The organism is Paenibacillus stellifer (assembly GCF_000758685.1).
GTDB lineage: Bacteria > Bacillota > Bacilli > Paenibacillales > Paenibacillaceae > Paenibacillus_AQ > Paenibacillus_AQ stellifer.
Map to the genome: position 1 here is coordinate 1,692,304 of NZ_CP009286.1, position 18,807 is coordinate 1,711,110.

Consider the following 18,807-nt stretch of genomic DNA (forward strand, 5'->3'; position numbering starts at 1 on the left):
ATATCTATGAATGGAGAGCAGCTATGTACGCAATTAAAGATAGGAAAGCAGTTAAGATAGACGCTATTACATTTTCTGAAATTGGTTGGCAGGAAAGCGATATTGAAGAAATCCTGAGAAATAGCATTGACATGATATGTGATGAAGAAGAGTCGATGTTGATTGTAGGTCGCCAAGTAAAAAACGAGATGCTCGGAAGAAGTGATTTAACGGCAGTTGATAGCAACGGGAACATTGTATTAATCGAGATCAAAAGAGATAGAAAGGATATTGAAAATCGAAAAGAAGCATTTGAATTTCAAGCAATTCGTTATGCTGCCAGTTACGCGACTATTGACAGTATTGAGGATCTTGTGACCAGAGTATATGGACCATACATAGATAAATATAAAACGGAGTTCGAGCTTGGAGAGCTTACGCCTTATGAGCTTGGTATCCGCAAGCTAAATGGTTTTTTGCGTGAAAATGGTGCAGAAGCCGCTTTTAACCATAGACAAAGAATCATACTCGTAGCTTCGGAGTTCGATGAACAGACTTTATCTGCTGTTGCTTGGTTAAATAAGAATAATGTTGACATGTGTTGCTTTAAGTTGACCCCTTTTAAAATAGGAAATGAGGTTGTATTATATTCGGAAAAATTGCTTCCGCTAACTGAATATGACGATTACTATGTCAATCTTCTGGATAAAGCATCTCCGATAATCAAAGGAGGAAATAAGAGGGCGATTACTCGTCGTTCGTTGCCCAAGATAGATTCTATGCTCGAGTGGGGCATTATCAAACCCGGGGACTTGATTGTTGCTAAGGACCGGCAAGAAGAAGGTGTTCTCTTAAAGAATGGACATATTGAAGTGAACGGGAGAGAGCTTTCATTGCAATTGTGGCTGAAAGAAATATTTGGCTGGTCGAGTGTGCAAACTTATAATTTTGCAATACATAAAGAAAGCGGAAAGACATTGTCACAACTTCGCGAAGAGTATTTGAGTAAAATAGCGTCAGAAACTACTGATGACAATTAATTCAATCCCATCTAGTAAGTATGGGTAGAATATGGCTTTGGCATGTTGTGGGGTGACCTTATAATGTCAAAAATAATAAAGGACTTTATAGATGGAGACGAATTTGTTGGCTTTTACTTGCTAAAAGAAGTCGGAGCTAAGCAGACCAACAGTTCGATACCAAAGGATTACTTGGATATTGTGATGACCGATTCTAGTGGTTATATCTCGGCGAAGTATTGGGGTGCAAGTAAAACGGATATTGAAACATTCGTCCCAATGTGTCTCGTTAAGATACAAGGGTCAGTCCAAATTTATCGAGATAAGCTCCAGGTTAAATGTGGTAAGAATTCGTAAAGCTACCGAGCAGGACGGGGTATCTATAACGGACTTTATACGCTCGGCCCCTGTTAGCTCGAGTGAACTCCTTCCTATCATAGATCAAGCCATTGCTAGTGTTATGTACCTCTGTCAATAGAGTAGACACGCAGAATCGAGAAAATCACACAGCATTTCGGTACATACGTTCGTATTCATTGGGTGTAAAATACCCAATCGCTGAATGGATTCGTTTTCCATTGTAGAAGCAGGTAATGTATTCAAAAATGCGTTTCTTGGCTTGCTTGCGTGTTGTGAATTTTTCCAAGTACACGAGTTCTTTCTTCAGCACACTGTGGAACGATTCGATACAAGCATTATCGTAGCAGTTCCCTTTTCGGCTCATACTGCCGTTCATCTTGTAGGTGCGCAGTCGTTCCTGGTAGTCGTGGGAAGCATACTGGCTGCCACGGTCGGAGTGATGCAGGACCTCTCCGCATGGTTGTTGCTGGCTGTAGGCTCGATCCAGTGCCGTTAACACCAGTTCTTTGGTCATCCGCTCGTCCATGTGAAACCCAATGATTTTACGGCTGTACAAATCCATTATACTTGCCAGATAGAGCCAGCCTTCATTCGTTGGAATGTACGTAATGTCAGCCACCCAGGCCTCATTTGGAGCGGACGGCCTAAACTGACGGTTCAACACGTTCTCATGAACAGGCAAGTTGTGCTTCGAATTCGTCGTGGCCTTGTATTTCTTCACCGTACGGGAGCGCAATCCCAGTTCCTTCATGATTCGGGCGACTAATTTCTCCGACACGGGTACGCCTTGCTTATGAAGCATTTTAGCGATTTTGGGACTTCCATATAACCGGCGGGATTCCAGAAAGATACGGCGGATATGCCGCTCCAGCTTGCGCCGTCGTTTTTCACGCTTGCTGACTTTTCGTTTCGTCCATTTGTAATAGCCGCTTCGGGACACTTCAAAGGCTTCGCACATCTTCGAGACTCGGCACTTGAAGCGATGATCGTGGATGAAGGCATAGATCAGCGCCGGTCTTTGGCGAAGTAGTGCATCGCCTTTTTTAAGATGTCGTTCTCCTCCTCCAGATCACGGATACGCTTTTGGAGGTCTCTCATTGCCTTGTCGTCAGCTTTCAGTTGCCCACTGCCTGGAAAAGCCTGTGCACCGTCTTGTTTGTATTCCGCCATCCAGCGGTACAAGGTGTTGTCGCTGATCCCCAACTCGCGAGCGACCTGTGCCACCGGCTTACCCTCTTCTTGGATCATCTGAATCGTTTGCAGTTTAAATTCTTTATCGTATTTTTTCGTCATGTTAGCACCTCGAATTTGGTTATGTTCATTCTACCCGATTCTCGGTTCTCCATGTCTACTTTTTAGCCTAACAGCATTACTAATTGTGAAATAAAGGCTATTGTTACGTTATGCTATGAGAGAGTTAAGGGTAGGATGGAATCTTTTCCCGCGGCTAAGCTCCATCACCATGCTTATTATGGTGGATTGGCATACCATGTAGTTAGAATGCTAGAACTAGGAGATTTTATTTGTCAGCAACGACCGTTCCTTAACCCTGAATTGGTTAAGGCGGAAATTTAAAGAAAGGGCTGCTGTAATCACGCTTACTCTCTATTAGTACAAAGGTTGTTTGATTGAAACGGGTAGAAACAACGATGTTTTACCGTTCTCACAAAATCCACAATACTCTCTACATAAAAGAGTTTACGAATAGCCGCCAACGGTATGGCGGCATTGATCGGTATGTATGCAAAAATTACAAAATTCAGAAATCCAAGAGGACAAAGTAGCTCACATGAAAGACAAAAATCATAGAGGAAGTGTTAAAGCATGTCAAACAAAATGATTGGTGCACAGAAAATTTTCTATGATCATGCAAAAAAGAAGATACACGGTTTGGAATATGAAGTGTGGATTGGTAGATACCGAGTTGACTTTTATTTACGAAGTAAAAAAATCGCGATCGAAATTGACGGCCATGAATTCCATAGTACAAAAGAACAACGTACTAATGATGCGGTCCGTGAACGGTATTTACAACGCCTGGGCTTAACTGTAATAAGGTTTACCGGGAACGAAGTAACAACTAACGTTACAAAATGCATAGAAGAGGTCGTTCAGTTTATTAAATCTACTGAAGTGGATAAATTACACAATAAATCTATCTTTGTTGACCTCTTGTTTCTCTCAAGGGAAACGTTGAAAACTACGAGATACTATCAAAACGAATACCCCGAGAAGAATCTCAAAATGCCACCGCTATCATCTTTGCTGAGGGAGATATGCGGATGCTTGCGGTTAAATGGCGATTACAACGTATTTATTGTAGGGGTGTGGGATTCTTTCAGTAATAGTTTATTTGATTTTGATGTTATCAAGTACTTAGAGTATTCTGGCGGTGAACTCATTGTATTTGAGGAACTTACTGATTTTCTAGTCACAACAATATTTGACCTTATGGAACAATGCAAAGGGAAGCATGATGAACTGATACTAGTCGGAGATGACCTAGGTTATGTACCGATATTGCGTGACAAGGACTTAATAACTAAGTTAATGCGGAAAAACAATGATGAGACCTCAATGGTGGGGATAACTGTGAGCTGGCAAGATATAGACTATGCAATAGCAGCAGCACTTGGCTTGGAAAGGCATGAGTGGTAGGATAACTGCAAACAATTACTCAACTGCCAAGCCCCATTCCCCTTTGGATGCTATCTTAATTTCCTGCTTATTCGACTTGCCCCTCTTAACATATGCATCGTTTCAACTTCATGTATCGTCTGGTATGCTGTTAGGATTCATTTAATTCCTGTTAGGGTGGGTATGTTTGATTCAACGTAATTGGCTAGAGTTTGTTAATCCTGAACTAATTGATTTATTTCCATTACAATTTGTAAACTGTGATCAGAAACTGCCATTTATAGATATGGGATATTCGCATCATGTCCATATCATTAATAACTATTATTCTCATATCGAGAAACTCGCAGGAAAAGCTTTCGGGCTCATTATAATTGAAGAGGCACACTTATTCTTGTCAGATGATACCAAAAAGAGAATAGCACTTGAACAATCAACTTCTGAGAAAGTCGGTTTTTTAACAGCAACACCTATTAAATCTACTCAACATGACCTACAAACGTATATTAATATCGCTAAAAAGGAACAAGTGTCCAGATATTATCGGAACTATTGTCTTGAATTACTGGAATTACTGTATAAATTTTTCAGAATACGCAATGGAAATATTATATTGGACAGGCGCGTGTCCTAGTGCTTGAGTATAATAAAACATAATTACGCAGAGATGAAAAAACTTGTTGCTGAAAGGATACATATTTTATGGCAAAGGAAAATGCTTTTCTTGATGATAACCAAGGGCTTAGTGAGGATGTAGCGGACTCTTTTGACTTCGATGGGTTGGAAGAGAAACTCCAAAGCCAATTAGAAGAAGATCTAGCTGATTTAAAATTTTTGGCGAAAGAGAAAGAAAAAATAGGAAATCCGGACAACCTAGGAAATGTCATCATGGATGTTGTTTGGGAGCAGTTTATGAATCAAGTTGCTGTCAAAGCTGGGGAGGATTTTATTAAAGAGAATAATGGCCTCAAACTTGATTTGCGGGATGAAGCTCATATTCAAACAACAGAAAATTTTGCATACGGAAACATTGCAACACATAATACAAAAATTGACTATCAAGAACGTTACGATGATTGGCAGTCCAATTTCGTAAAAGACGAAAATGGAAATGTTGTAACCCACACAACCAGATCTGGAAAAAAGGAAGCTACATTGGTTAAAGGTGCAAGAAAACCATTTGATGATGGTCGACCAAGCGGTTCTGCTGAGAAACACACAGATATGGATCACACTGTATCAGCAGCAGAAATTATTCGAGATTCGGCGGCTAACGCTCACATGACAAAAGAGGAACAAATCGCCTTTGCTAATAGTGAGGCAAATCTTAACGAAATGGATTTGAGCCTTAATCGTTCAAAGGGCGACAAGTCAACAACCGAATGGCTTGATAATCCAAACGCTGATGGTCAAAAGCCAAATGAGATATTTGATATCAGTGATGAAAATGATAAAAAAATGCGTAAGAAAGATGCTGAAGCTCGTGAAGAATACAAAAAGCAGAAAAAAGAAGCTGAGAAGAAATCTATTGAGGCAGGAAAACAGTCTCAAAAGGAAGAAGTATTTCGTATTGGCGGTAAAGCACTTAGAGCGGTGCTCATGCAGTTGCTTGCTGATTTGGTTAAGGAAATTATCGCTAAGTTAGTTAAGTGGTTTAAGTCTGCTAAAAAGGGCTTAGACACCCTTCTAGATAGCTTAAAAGAGGCCATTCATTCCTTCATCAGTAAAATGAAAACGCACTTGATTAATGCAGGAAATACTGTGTTTAGTACTGTTGCAACAGCGATTTTAGGTCCTATTTTTGGAACCATAAAAAAAGTATGGATGTTGTTAAAGCAAGGTTGGAAATCGCTTAAAGACGCTGTCAATTATATAAAGAGTCCTGAGAACAAAGGTAAACCTATTAGTCGTCTCCTTCTCGAAACAGGTAAAATAATCATTGCAGGATTAACTGGAGCAGGAGCATTAGTGCTTGGCGAAGTTATCGAAAAAGGTCTGATGACAATTCCTATATTCGCCATCGAGATACCTTTGATTGGTAGCCTTGCAAATATTATAGGTATTTTTCTGGGTGCTGTAGTTGCAGGGATTATAGGTGCTATTGCAATAAATCTTATTGAAAAAAGAATTGAAAAAGGCCAGAAAGCAGCTGTTGTTGAAGCTCAAGTCGAGAAGAGCAACGAGGTTCTAAATCTTCAGCACCAAGTCCGTATTGTAAGTGAGGTAAAGCTTGAACACACTAAGGCAAATGCAGCGAAGGAGATAAAAGATCGTCATGTTGCTGCAGCAAATATGATGAGTGAATCTCTAAAAAATATCGCTGCAAATTGCGAGGATGATGAATCTATACAGAGCACATTTGATGATATTGATAATCTATTAGACGAACTAAGTGAGGAATAAAGATGAATGAATTAGTTATAAAAACCCACAATTTCGAACTAGCAAAAAGAGGGTTAAAAGAATTTTCGCAAAAGAAGACAGATGAGTTAAAAATTGATACCGTTAGAACTGACGGGGGATTTCTAGGCCTTGGTGACCATAAGGTTACAGGATCCGAATTAAATAGTAGACTCAGTACTATTCAGCAGCATTTAATTGATTTAAATACTACGAATAATAGAACCATCAAAGAGTTTGGTCAGGTATATAGTGCATTAGAGGCGTTGGATAAAGACTATATTCAAGCTATTTTGATATCTATTAAAGCTACTGAAAAAACCAGTGAACGTATTCAAGCAACGCAAGAGCAAATTAAAAAGATTGTTGAGGATCAGAAAAAAACACTTGAGGTCCTAAAAAGGTTTAAGCAAAAACTGGATGGTTATGCTCATCTCGAAGACATCGATAAAATATGGAGTGATTGTCAGAAATGGTATAGCGAAATTACTGCGTTATCAAATTCAATTAGTAGTGCGAAGGCCATCAGCAAAGCAAATGCACAAAAAGCGGATGAAATAAAAACTGTATTAAAGGGTACGGAAACCAAGTTAAATGATCTATCTAAGCACTTAAATCAACAGATTGTAAAACTTGAAGCCATCATCTCTTTTACAAGTAAGTTAGAGAAAATTGTCCACTTACAAGATATCGACGAAATGTGGGATTCTTTATCAAATGCGCATACTTCTTTGGCGAATAACAGCAATGAGTTGAGCTCCTTTAAGGATACCGCATCTAAACAACAATCTGACATAGAAACCCTTCTATCTTTTATGGGGGATTTGTCCAGTTGTAAGCATTTGAACGATATAGATGATATTTGGAATTCCAGCGAGATGCATTCTATCCAATTGTCTGAATTGGAAAAGCAGAGCGATGAAATAAAGAGCATTGTTCAATCGATTAAGGAAAACACCGATGCTGCAATCGCAAGTGTTGTTGAAAAGAATGATACAGCTATCCAGAAGTTAACTAAAAAAATCAAATATGCTTATCTTCTTGCTGGTGGATCATTTGGGCTTGCAATTATTGAGTTGATTGTGATTCTTTTGAAGGTGGAATGATGGATAAATACAAGAGCGCGTTAATAAATAACGCATCAAAATTAGATGCTATTACAGATGCCTGTGGTGAGATTACTAAGCTTGCATCTTCTATAATTGAGGATAACAGTAGGGCGGCTACGGTTTCACTTCTTAAAAAAATATCAGACGTAGTAGATAATCCTAAATACCAGATTGAAGTAAAGCGTGTAGCCCAGTTGTTAAACTCAAATTTAATTGAATACTATGGCTATACAACATTGCAAAGCATTTGCAAACCAGATACAGTGATAGCGGAGGATACAAGAACTTTGCAAGAACTGTTGGGCGAGCTAAACGCTCTTGTTGGTTTGGAGACAGTTAAAGCTAAGGTTAATGATTTAATTGCTTATCAAAAAGTTCAAAAGCTACGTAGAGAGAATAATCTTCACTCCTCAAAAAACACTTTGCATCTAGCCTTCACAGGAAATCCGGGAACGGGAAAAACAACGGTTGCGAGAATTGTTGGTAGAATCTACAAACAGATAGGGTTGCTATCAAAAGGACATTTTATTGAAGTGTCTAGAACAGATCTTATAGCAGGATATCAGGGCCAAACAGCACTTAAAGTTAAGAAAGTAATAGAACGTGCAAAAGGCGGAGTATTATTTATTGACGAGGCTTACAGTATTACTGAAAATGATCAAAGTGATTCTTATGGACGAGAGTGCCTAACGGAACTCACTAAAGCATTAGAAGATTATAGAGATGATTTAGTTGTTATTGTTGCTGGTTATACAGAACCAATGAATAAGTTTTTTGAATCGAATCCGGGGTTAAAATCAAGATTTAATACATTCATTGAATTTGAAAATTATCAGGCTGAAGAACTAGAAGAAATCTTGATAAGTATGTGTGAAAAGAACGACTATCAATTAAGTGAGGAAGTTAGGAAAAGTGTAAAAGCCTTTTTTGAAAACGAGATAAGTAAAAAAAATGAGAACTTTGCAAATGGTCGTTTGGCGCGTAATTTATACGATGATTTAGTTATGAATCACGCTAGAAGAGTAATAAACATAGCTAATGTGTCGAGATACGATTTGTCTGTAATTACAGCTAGAGATTTTGAAGTTTTGAGTTAGGGATAACAAGGTTTGTTATTCGAGAGGTGGGGAGTTAGAGATCAAAAACCGGTAAAATCAAGGCTTGAGCCTACTATAACAGATTTTATCGTAGCCGCGGCGCAAACCGCATACGGTTCCCGACAAGTGAAATGAGAGAACTGCTTCGTTTGTCAAATCGTTCCATAAGGGTAAAGGTAAATCACTGGAGAGAAGAAGGATTCATTGAGCCGCGCGATCAAGATGCCAAAAGGGTGCGCTCAATTAAATATAAACCATTGATGAGATTAAAGCTTTAAGGTCTCTAGTGTAGCGACCATGGACAAATAAATGTCTGTGGTCGTTATTTATTGTCAAGTGCCCAAGCCGTATCAGCATATCCTCCATTAGGAGGCGATGCCGGGTGCATGTGAAACTGATTGCGGGCGACTCTAATGACAAAATACGCATGGCCTGTTATGATTATCTCCTAGAGAAGTTCAGGAGGGAGAAACATGATCGCTATTTACGCCAGGGTGAGCACAGAAGAACAAGCAAAACATGGATTCAGCCTGAACGATCAGATTCGTCAGTGTCGGATGAAAGCGGAGACGAATAAAGTTAAAGAATATGTGGACGATGGGATATCTGGAGAGTTTTTAGATAGACCAGCCTTAACCAAATTACGGGAAGATGTTAGAGAAGGGATCATAAGCAAAATCATATGTCTGGATCCCGACCGTTTATCGCGGAAATTAATGAACCAATTAATCATAACGGATGAATTCGATAGAAGAGGAATAGAACTGGTATTCGTTAATGGAGAGTATTCCAAAACCCCGGAAGGAAACCTGTTCTATTCTATGCGTGGGGCGATAGCCGAATTTGAAAAATCCAAAATTAACGAACGAATGAGCCGCGGCAGACGAGAAAAAGCGCGACAAGGTAAAGTGTTGAGAGATTTTCAAGTCTACGGATATAGTTATGACAAAGAGTCGGAGCAATTCCTTGTCAATGAAGACGAAGCTGCAATCGTAAGATTAATTTTTGATTTATTTACACAGCCCAATACATTGGTTCAAGGTTTAAATGGTATCGCACTATATTTAACTAGCAAAGGTGTACCTACCAAACGAGGAGCTCCAGTATGGCATCGTCAAGTCGTTAGACAAATCATAATGAATCGAGCCTATATTGGCGAGTTTTATCAGAATCGTTGGAATACCGAAGGAATGCTTGGCAACAAGCATAGAAAAGATGAGGAAAAGGTTCCAATGAGGGAGAGGCCAAAGAGTGATTGGATCCTGATACCTTGCCCCCCCATTATTGAAGAGGCCCAGTTTGAACACGCCCAGAGACTGCTTTCCGAATCACGTCGAAGATGGGCACAGAAGAGTAAGCATCCATATTTATTAAGTGGCTTGCTTAGATGCGGAGACTGCGGCAATACAATGACTGGGCGATTATCAAATAATTGGGGCAAAAAGGTCCCTGAATATACAGATATTAAAAATACAGCCGGTGCAAAACAAAAAGGCTGTGGTAGAAGAATTAAAGCCCAGATGATCGAAGATCAAGTATGGGAGCAAGTCGCTGGTTGGTTAAATAATCCTGACGAAATTGCCGCGGCGTTGCAGCAGGAGAAAACAAAAGAGCCTTTTGAAGCTGGAGAAATAGCTAGGCTTGAAAAGGAAATCGAAAAAACAAAAAACGCCCGAAAAAAATTAATCAAGTTATTTGCAGCCAGTGAAGACGGTATTGGGGAAGAGGAAATCCGGCAGGAATTGAAGGAGTTAACTCAGAAAGAGGAAGCTCTGAATAACCAACTAGCCGAGTTATCGGATATGGTGAATTCTACACAGAACAATGAGTTTAACATTAACGTCCTAATGGAAGCCGTTCAGTATTATCTGTCAAAAGGGCAAGACGAACTATCGTTTGAAGAGAAGCGGGATTTAATCCGGCAGGTTGTAAGGGAAATACGGGTGTATGAGGATTCGGTTGAGATTTTTACGTTTTAATATTGGACTAATCTTGATTCGGGGACAAACCAAGTGTGCCTGGGAGGATGTATGGATAGTAATTTGGAACAACGGCTTGCTCAGGCTTTTAAAGAAATTGAATCGTTACGATTAGAAAACCAACAATTAAGACTTCAGTTGTCTAAATATTCGGAGCTTGATGATTTCAAAGAGAGTACTCCCACTAATGAAATCACTACTGATCAGGAACAGCCTCCCGTAGGCCAGGTCCACCTCCAATCGAGTCCAGAGGACAAGATAGCTCTATTTCGTTCTCTTTTTCGAGGGAGGGAGGACGTATATCCAGTAAGATGGACAAGCAAAACTGGAAAATCGGGATATTCGCCTGTTTGTAAGAATGATCGCTCACCTGTTTGTAATAAGCCTCGGATTAAATGTTCGGATTGTTCTTATCAAGCTTTCGAAATGTTATCGGATGATATCTATGCCCGCCATCTGAATGCAAAGATAAACCGTACAATAGGTGTTTATCCCATGCTAAAAGATGAAACCTGCTGGTTTCTTGCTATAGACTTTGACAAACGCAATTGGAAACAAGATGCCGCTGTTGTAATGGAAACTTGTAAGGCACATCATATTCCTTCAGCTCTTGAACGCTCGCGTTCGGGAAACGGGGGACATGTCTGGTTGTTCTTTGATCAGCCGATAGAGGCGAGTCTCGCCAGAAAATTGGGAAGCGCGATATTAACCAAAACAAGGGAGCGCCATTATCAGCTCTCTTTAGACTCCTACGATCGATTATTTCCAAACCAAGACACGCTGCCTAAAGGCGGGTTTGGAAATTTGATTGCTTTGCCTCTGCAGGGCGGTCCTCGGATGGATGGGAACAGTGTCTTTGTCGATGAACGTTTTCAGCCGTATGAAGATCAATGGAGCTTTCTATCGGGGCTCGAAAAAATTTCCTTGGGTCAAGCTCAAAGGCTAGTCTTTGAGTTGACGAAAGGGGAATCCCCGCTGGGCGTAAACGTATGGAACGAATCGGATGACGAGAATGGTGAGCGACCTTGGTTAGATCGTGGGACGAACATACAATCATCAGAAATAGGACAACTCCCTGACCAGGTTCACGTCGTTCTTTCCAACATGATCTATATCGAAAAAAATGGGCTTCCTTCAGTATTCATACAGAAGCTGCAAGCTTTGGCCATGTTTCAAAATCCGGATTTCTATAAGACGCAAGCCATGAGATTGCCGACTTATGGCAAGCCTCGTGTCATCGGCTGTTATGAGGATTATGACAAGTATCTTGCAATTCCTAGAGGTTGTCATGGGAAGATGCTGGATTTAATGAAAATGCACCAGGTTGAACTGTTTGTATCGGACGAACGTAATCCTGGTTGTCCGATTGATGTTAGCTTCAGTGGAACACTTTCCATGCTTCAGGATGGTACTGCAAGATCTATGCTTGCTAATGAAACGGGAATCTTATCGGCCACAACCGCGTTTGGCAAGACCGTCGTTGCAGCTTCTATTATCGCCTCCAGAAAAATAAACACATTGGTACTTGTTCACAGAAGAGAGCTCATGGATCAGTGGAGAGAACGACTTGATGCTTTTTTGAATATAGACAAGAAGAATATTGGCATCATCGGCGGAGGCAAGGACAAACGAACTGGAATCGTTGATATCGCGATTATACCAAGCTTGAACTATAAAGGCGCCATTAAGGAATATATTGAGGAATACGGCCAAATCATTGTAGATGAATGTCACCATGTTTCGGCTTTTAGCTTTGAGCAGGTGTTGAAAAAAGCTAAGGCCAAATATGTTCTGGGTCTAACTGCAACCCCATCCAGGAAGGATGGACATCAACCGATCGTTCTCATGCAATGCGGTCCGATTCGCGTGTCTATAGACGCGAAGTCGCAGGCTCAAGCTCGGGGGTTGGAACAAAAAGTGATTCCGCGTTATACCAGTTTCCGTACACCGCAGGATTTACCTTCACCTGGTATTCAAGAGATCTATAAACTATTGGTCGAAGATGAAGAACGAAACAACATGATTTTCGATGATTTACTTAAGGCGTTGGATCAAGGGCGTTCACCAATCCTTTTGACGGAACGTACCGCTCATGTGGAGTACTTTGAAAATCGCCTGAAGCATTTTGCCAAGAATGTGGTTGTTCTTCGAGGTGGTATGGGGAAAAAGCAAAGGGAAGCTCTAAGGGAACAAATTGGTTCCATATCCGATTCCGAAGAAAGGGTATTTATTGCAACCGGAAAGCTGATCGGAGAGGGCTTTGACGATGCGCGGCTTGATACGTTATTCCTGGTCCATCCCATCTCTTGGAGAGGGACGCTTCAGCAATATGCTGGACGTCTCCATCGTACCCATCACAATAAACAAGATGTGCAGATTTATGATTATGTAGACTTACAGGTGCCGATGCTTATGGCTATGTACAAGAAACGTGTTAAGGGCTATGCAGCAATGGGATATCACGGAATGAACTTATAAAATGCTCTATATGTACTGAAGCGATTGCTCCCGTAGTGGGGTTATTATTCGATCATGAGCTTAGCTGTTTGCGTAAAGGTCCTTATGTTATAATTTTAGGCATAGATATTTGGGGCTATTTCCTGAATAATACAATTGTAATCAGGCGGTGATTCATGTGAACCGGATGCAGGACATAAATAAATACATTAAACTTACAGGCGATCGAGCGAAATTAGATGCAAAAGCGAATGGCACATACATTGTGTATAAGACAAGTGATGGTCATATGGTTAGAGAGTACAGCAATGGGGATATAGAACGTATCGAGGTTTCGGAGCTCTCCAATGAATAGTCCTATTGCTACGATGTTTGTGTTTGCTGGAAACAACGGCAGTGGCAAAAGCACAATTCGAAATCTCATTGTGGATCGCATTGGTGTTAGTATAAATATTGATGCTGATGCACTTGCACGCGCCATTGATGCTGAACAACCCGAGCGACATAAAGTGAGTGCTGGGAAAGAAGCGATTAAGATTGTACGAGATTGTATTCGAAACAAACGGGATTTTTCAATTGAGACGACGCTGGCTGGCGGCAACGTCATTCGTCAAATGCGTGAAGCGAAGGAAAATAGCTTCGAGGTGGTAATGTTCTATGTTGGACTAGGCGATTATCGATTGAATATGGAAAGGGTTGCCGCCCGGGTGAAAAACGGCGGACATCATATTCCATCCGAAGATATCATAAGGCGACACCATACCTCCATAGAGAATTTACTTGCTCATCTTGATCTCATCGATTATTTAGTTCTGATCGATAATAGTGAATCCGATGGCAAGATCGTCATGGAAGCCGACCAAAAACGTGTTATTTATCGAGCTGCTGAGCTGCCTGAGTGGGTAAGGATAATTGAGAAGCTCCTGGATTAGATTTAGTTCATGGCCGTATAGATGAGTGTAAAACTTTTATGATCACTAATGACATTAGAACCGAGATCCTCATGCATCTTCGTTCGCTTAAGAAGACCCGCAAGGATGTGTCGCTCCACGATCCGATCGGGACGGATAAAGAAGGCAACGAGATTACGCTGATTGATATCCTTGGCTCGGATACGGACGATGTCATCAAGGAAGTGGATCTCAAGATCGAGAAGAGCAAGATCTACCGCAATCTCGACATCCTGGACGACCGGGAAAAAGAGGTGGTGGTCGGCCGCTTCGGCCTGGACACCGGCGGGGAGGAGCGGACGCAGCGGGAGATTGCCAAGGAGCTGGGGATTTCGCGGAGCTACGTGTCCCGGATTGAGAAAAGGGCGCTCATGAAGCTGTATCATGAGTTTTATAAGACGAAGCGGTGAACTCAAAACAATAGAGCATTTAGAAAGCGACTTGTCTGCGGATGAGTTGCTTTTTTCCGTAATAAAGATAACCGTCTAGCAATTTGAAATGTGATATAATGACGTCGCTGTTGCAAGGTACAATCTAAATATGAAAATAGGATGTATAAAATGAAGGGATATATTCATAGCATCGAAAAACGACGATTGTTTATTATGGTTATCGGCAATGTATTTCTGGGTATGGGAATCAGTATTTTTAAGCTGTCGGGCATGGGGAATGATCCCTTCAGCGGTATGGTAATGGCACTTGCAGAGAGAATCGGTATGACCTATGCAAATTTTCTGATTCTGCTGAACCTGGCATTGTTTGTAATCGAATTCATAACGGGACGAAAGTTTATTGGAGCCGGGACTTTTGTAAACGCTATTTTATTGGGTTATATCGCTACTTTCTTTCATAGTACTTGGCTATCTCTGTTCGGCGAACCACAACTGATATGGCAGCGGGTTGTCATCGTGGCGATTGGCGTGGTCGTATGCAGTTTTGGGGTATCCCTCTATCAGACATCGGATGTGGGAGTGGCTCCCTATGACAGCCTTTCCCTGATTATGAGAGACAACTTCCCTAAAGTATCTTATTTTTGGCACCGGATGTTTACAGATGCTCTTTGTGCTTTGATTTGCTTCCTGGCAGGAGGCATTATTGGTTTAGGAACTCTGGTGTCCGCATTTGGTCTGGGGCCTATCATTCATTTTTTTGATGTGAATTTTACGGAGAAGCTTCTGGCAAAAAGGCCTCCAAATCAAAGCAACTTGGAAAACCTATGATTAAATGGCGCTTTTTGTATTTCGAAAGTGGAACGTAATTTCCAAATGGACGTACTGTATTTTATGCACGCATAGCTTGTTAACAGCAGGGAATCGTTGTTTGTTAACGGAGGTGTTCGTTTGTCTAATTATTTGAGATTCGTTGTTATCTTCAGTCTAGTTTTTGTACTGGCATCCTGCTCAGGCAATAGTGCCAACATTGTTGAGGATACGCCACTGCCGAAGGAGAGTGAAACCGTCCATAAGGATACTTTTGAAGAAAAACTTGATCAGTATATGTCCAAGAACTACTCGGGATCTGTGCTTCTTGTCAAAGATAACAAGGTTATCACTGCCAAGGGATACAACATGGCGGACTATAGTCATAACCTGCCTAACGGACCGGACACTATCCATCAAATCGGTTCACTTACCAAAGCGTTTACCGCTGCAGCTATTTTACAGCTTCAAGAGGCCGGTAAGCTGAGCATCAACGACCCCGTACATAAATACATTAAGGACTATCCTAATGATAAGGTCACACTGTACCACTTGTTAACCCACACGTCCGGGATACCCAATTACACCGCCTTTCCGGATTTCCTGAATGCCATGAACATCCGTGTGAGCGTTGACGAGCTAATCGCCAAATTCAAAGACAAGCCACTGGAATTTGAGCCGGGAAGCCGATATTCCTACAGTAATTCCGGGTATGTGCTGCTCGGAGCCGTGATTGAACAAGTGAGCGGACAGTCGTATGGTGACTATTTGAATGAGCATATTTTTAAACCTCTGGGCATGATAAGATCAGGTTACTTAACCAAAAACCTTATCCATACCGATGTCGCTGAGGGATATTCACTTCTTACCCCCGACAAGTTTGAGACAGCCCGTCCTATAGATATAACCGTCGCTTATTCAGCTGGCGGGATATATTCCACCGTACAAGATCTTTATAAATGGCTTCAAGGGCTTGAAAATGGAACCGTCATCAGCAAGACATCCTGGGAGTTGATGCGTAAACCGAATCTGTCTGAATACGCATTGGGATGGGTAATCTCTGATCCAAATGGAATGGTGTACACCCATGATGGGGGAATCAATGGTTTCTCTTCTGAGATTTGGAGAGATATGTCTGATGGGACTGCAGTCATTCTGCTCAGCAATGCAGAGGGAATCAACTTTGGGCATATGAGAGATGTGCTGGTACGCCTGCTTGATACGAAGGAATAGGTCTTGGTGAAAGGCGGGGCAGATCAATCTGCCTCGCCTTTACTGTGGTGCGCCCGGCATGGGCGATAACTCGGCGGTGAAAGTCCGCTACGGGCTTGGCAGTAGGAACTGTTAGCTGAAGGCAAGGGTGTCCGCCGCGAGGCGGAATCTGAAGGAAGCTGGAGGCAAACCCTCGGTCTGACGAACAGAAATCACATATAAGGCATGATGGGACGGACGAGCTTGCCACACAAAGCAAAGTCCAATACTGCCCGAATCCCATGATGTAAATGTGGCAGATAGATGAGGGGAAAGTTATCGCTCTTACCCGGGGAGATCTCACAGACGGGGAGTAGGAGAAAAAAAAAAATCCGAAACACGGAGTAAAGCTTGTTGTGAGAGGTCAGCAGACGCCATAGTACGCCTGTTGCGTCAGCGGCAAGCGGAAGGGCTGAACAATCGTAAGTCTCGAGTACAGACTGGAAGGAGAACCGGTGCGATGAAAGCAGAATACCGAAAGGGCTGCCCTCAAAGGGATAGTGTGGAACACGAAGAGTATGCGGGAGTGCGGAGTGCCGGAGCTCGGGAAGGTAAAGAAAGAGACGGTGCAAACGATCTGATGGAACGCATCCTGGACAGAGATAATCTGAACCGGGCGTACAAACAGGTCAAAAGTAATCACGGAGCGCCCGGGATCGATGGGATGACCGTAGAGGCGGCGCTTCCGTGGCTGCGGGAAAACAGAGATGAACTGCTGCAAAGCATCCGGGAAGGGAAATACAAACCAAGCCCGGTGCGGCGCAAGGAAATCCCCAAACCAGATGGAAGCGGAGTGAGAAAGCTCGGCATCCCGACCGTCGTAGATCGGGTAATCCAGCAAGCGATCTCCCAGCAACTGCAACCGTTATTCGAGCCACTTTTCTCGGATGGAAGCTATGGCTACCGCCGGGGTCGAAGTGCGCAACAGGCCATTCGGAAAGTCAAAACGTACGCCGAGCAGGGCTATGGACAAGCGGTTGAAATCGATCTGTCGAAATACTTTGACACGTTGAACCATGAGCTTCTTTTGAACTTGCTGCGCAAACAGATCGAGGATAAACGCGTCATCGACCTGATCAAAAAGTACCTGAAAAGCGGAGTCATGGAAAACGGGGTACGACGCGCAACGGAGGAAGGATCGCCGCAAGGCGGGCCGCTGTCTCCGCTTTTGTCAAATGTCTATCTGAACGAATTCGATCAGGAGATGGAGAGCCGAGGCGTGAGGGTCATCCGCTATGCGGACGACATTGTCGTGCTGGCGAAGAGCAAACGAGCAGCCATGCGACTGCTGGAATCCAGCCGGACGTACTTGGAGCAGAAGCTAAAACTTCAAATGAACCCGCAGAAGAGTAAGGTCGTCAGCGTCGTGGCGCAGAAACACTTTAAATTCCTCGGCTATGCGCTGGGAAAGAACGGGAACGGTGTGTACATTCGCACCCATCCGCAATCTCTCGCTAAAGCAAAGAGGAAACTGAAAGAGCTCACGAATCGAAGACAAGGCAGGAGTGCAAGAGAGGTAATGGAGAACGTAAAAGTCTACATTCGCGGCTGGTTGGGTCACTTCTACGTAGCCGACATGAAGCGAATCCTGCAAAACTGGAATGAATGGCTGCGAAGGCGGATGCGCATGTACATCTGGAAGCAATGGAAGAAGCCAAGAACGAAGGTACAAAATCTGCGAAAGCTGGGGATACCGGAGTGGCAGGCTTACCAATGGGGAAATACAAGGCGGGGCTACTGGCGAATAGCCAGAAGCGCAGTATTGAATCGCTCTGTAACAAACGAAAGGCTCGTACAGGCAGGGTATTATGACTTCCCTGCCCAGTACGAGCGCTTGCGTCAATTGCACTCAAACGGTTGAACCGCCGTATACCGAACGGTACGTACGGTGGTGTGGAAGGTCGGCTACTCAATTAATGGGTAGCCTCCTATCCGATTATTGAAAGTCCACTACTAATGAGCGGATGGAATTTGTATTTTATGGATTTTATGAATATCTTCCGTACCGCTATCCAAGGCGGTTTTGTAATAATGACATTTATGTTCGATGACTTCCATCGTTTTTTTAACTCTTCCATCTGTGCTTCTACGGAAGCTTTCCGCTCCAGGAACATGTCATATCTTTGCTGCAAGGTGGAATCTCCCTCAGAGCACCACTCAATGAAATGTTTAATTTCCTTAATCGGCATCCCGGATGACTTCAGGCATTCAATTATTTTTAAAGCGTCTATATCCGATTCCTTGAAAACGCGTTTCCCGCTAGGTGTTCTTTCTATAAAAGGCATAAGTCCTTCCTTGTCATAGTAACGCAGAGTATGTGGTGTCAGATTAAAGTGTTCTGCAACTTCACTTATGGAGTATGTTTTCATC

General features: G+C 42.4%; 13 protein-coding genes and 2 pseudogenes. 13 read left to right on the forward strand and 2 right to left on the reverse strand.

Annotated features, from left to right (window positions below):
• Positions 1-23 precede the first annotated feature (23 nt).
• Positions 24-1,019, forward strand: a complete 996-nt coding sequence (locus PSTEL_RS07625; protein WP_038694514.1) for a hypothetical protein — start codon at positions 24-26, stop codon at positions 1,017-1,019.
• Between the two features lie 481 nt (positions 1,020-1,500).
• Here the strand turns inward: PSTEL_RS07625 and PSTEL_RS07635 are convergent.
• A protein-coding gene (locus PSTEL_RS07635; protein WP_281176753.1) for an IS3 family transposase occupies positions 1,501-2,651 on the reverse strand; the annotation gives its coding sequence in 2 pieces (ribosomal slippage) (positions 1,501-2,396 and positions 2,396-2,651; 1,152 coding nt in all).
• Positions 2,652-3,182: 531 nt separating this feature from the next.
• On the opposite strand from PSTEL_RS07635, the gene PSTEL_RS26095 reads away from it, so the two are divergent.
• The 12 genes and pseudogenes from PSTEL_RS26095 to ltrA all read left to right on the forward strand — a co-directional run bounded on the left by PSTEL_RS26095 (position 3,183) and on the right by ltrA (position 18,298).
• Entirely contained in the window at positions 3,183-4,016 is an 834-nt protein-coding gene (locus PSTEL_RS26095; RefSeq protein ID WP_052098263.1) for an endonuclease domain-containing protein, read from the forward strand.
• A 166-nt stretch (positions 4,017-4,182) separates the two neighbouring features.
• Complete coding sequence (locus PSTEL_RS07650) at positions 4,183-4,629, forward strand: hypothetical protein (RefSeq protein ID WP_038694515.1); 447 nt, start codon at positions 4,183-4,185, stop codon at positions 4,627-4,629.
• A 68-nt stretch (positions 4,630-4,697) separates the two neighbouring features.
• Positions 4,698-6,398, forward strand: a complete 1,701-nt coding sequence (locus PSTEL_RS07655; protein WP_038694516.1) for an AI-2E family transporter — start codon at positions 4,698-4,700, stop codon at positions 6,396-6,398.
• Positions 6,399-6,400: 2 nt separating this feature from the next.
• Positions 6,401-7,501: a hypothetical protein gene (locus PSTEL_RS07660; RefSeq protein ID WP_038694517.1), complete on the forward strand. Its 1,101-nt coding sequence runs from the start codon at positions 6,401-6,403 to the stop codon at positions 7,499-7,501.
• Positions 7,498-8,601 carry an AAA family ATPase gene (locus PSTEL_RS07665; protein WP_245625101.1) on the forward strand — a complete coding sequence of 368 codons (1,104 nt, stop codon included), beginning with the start codon at positions 7,498-7,500 and terminating at the stop codon, positions 8,599-8,601. The genes PSTEL_RS07660 and PSTEL_RS07665 overlap by 4 nt, the downstream gene beginning before the upstream one ends.
• Before the next feature lie 473 nt (positions 8,602-9,074).
• Entirely contained in the window at positions 9,075-10,580 is a 1,506-nt protein-coding gene (locus tag PSTEL_RS07670; protein WP_038694519.1) for a recombinase family protein, read from the forward strand.
• A 51-nt stretch (positions 10,581-10,631) separates the two neighbouring features.
• On the forward strand, positions 10,632-13,058 hold the full coding sequence (locus PSTEL_RS07675) for a TOTE conflict system archaeo-eukaryotic primase domain-containing protein (protein ID WP_038694520.1): 2,427 nt from the start codon (positions 10,632-10,634) through the stop codon (positions 13,056-13,058).
• A gap of 326 nt (positions 13,059-13,384) precedes the next feature.
• On the forward strand, positions 13,385-13,969 hold the full coding sequence (locus PSTEL_RS07680) for an ATPase (RefSeq protein ID WP_038694521.1): 585 nt from the start codon (positions 13,385-13,387) through the stop codon (positions 13,967-13,969).
• Positions 13,970-14,022: 53 nt separating this feature from the next.
• Positions 14,023-14,397 (forward strand): annotated as a pseudogene (locus tag PSTEL_RS07685) (sigma-70 family RNA polymerase sigma factor); the annotation flags it as partial.
• Between the two features lie 150 nt (positions 14,398-14,547).
• Positions 14,548-15,207, forward strand: coding sequence for a YczE/YyaS/YitT family protein (locus tag PSTEL_RS07690; RefSeq protein WP_038694522.1), 660 nt, complete (start codon positions 14,548-14,550; stop codon positions 15,205-15,207).
• A 120-nt stretch (positions 15,208-15,327) separates the two neighbouring features.
• Complete coding sequence (locus PSTEL_RS07695; RefSeq protein WP_052098264.1) at positions 15,328-16,419, forward strand: serine hydrolase domain-containing protein; 1,092 nt, start codon at positions 15,328-15,330, stop codon at positions 16,417-16,419.
• A 478-nt stretch (positions 16,420-16,897) separates the two neighbouring features.
• On the forward strand, positions 16,898-18,298 hold the full coding sequence (gene ltrA / locus PSTEL_RS07700) for a group II intron reverse transcriptase/maturase (RefSeq protein ID WP_038694523.1): 1,401 nt from the start codon (positions 16,898-16,900) through the stop codon (positions 18,296-18,298).
• A 92-nt stretch (positions 18,299-18,390) separates the two neighbouring features.
• Here ltrA and PSTEL_RS07705 read toward each other — a convergent pair.
• Positions 18,391-18,806, reverse strand: a pseudogene (locus PSTEL_RS07705) (MerR family transcriptional regulator).
• Position 18,807 lies beyond the last annotated feature (1 nt).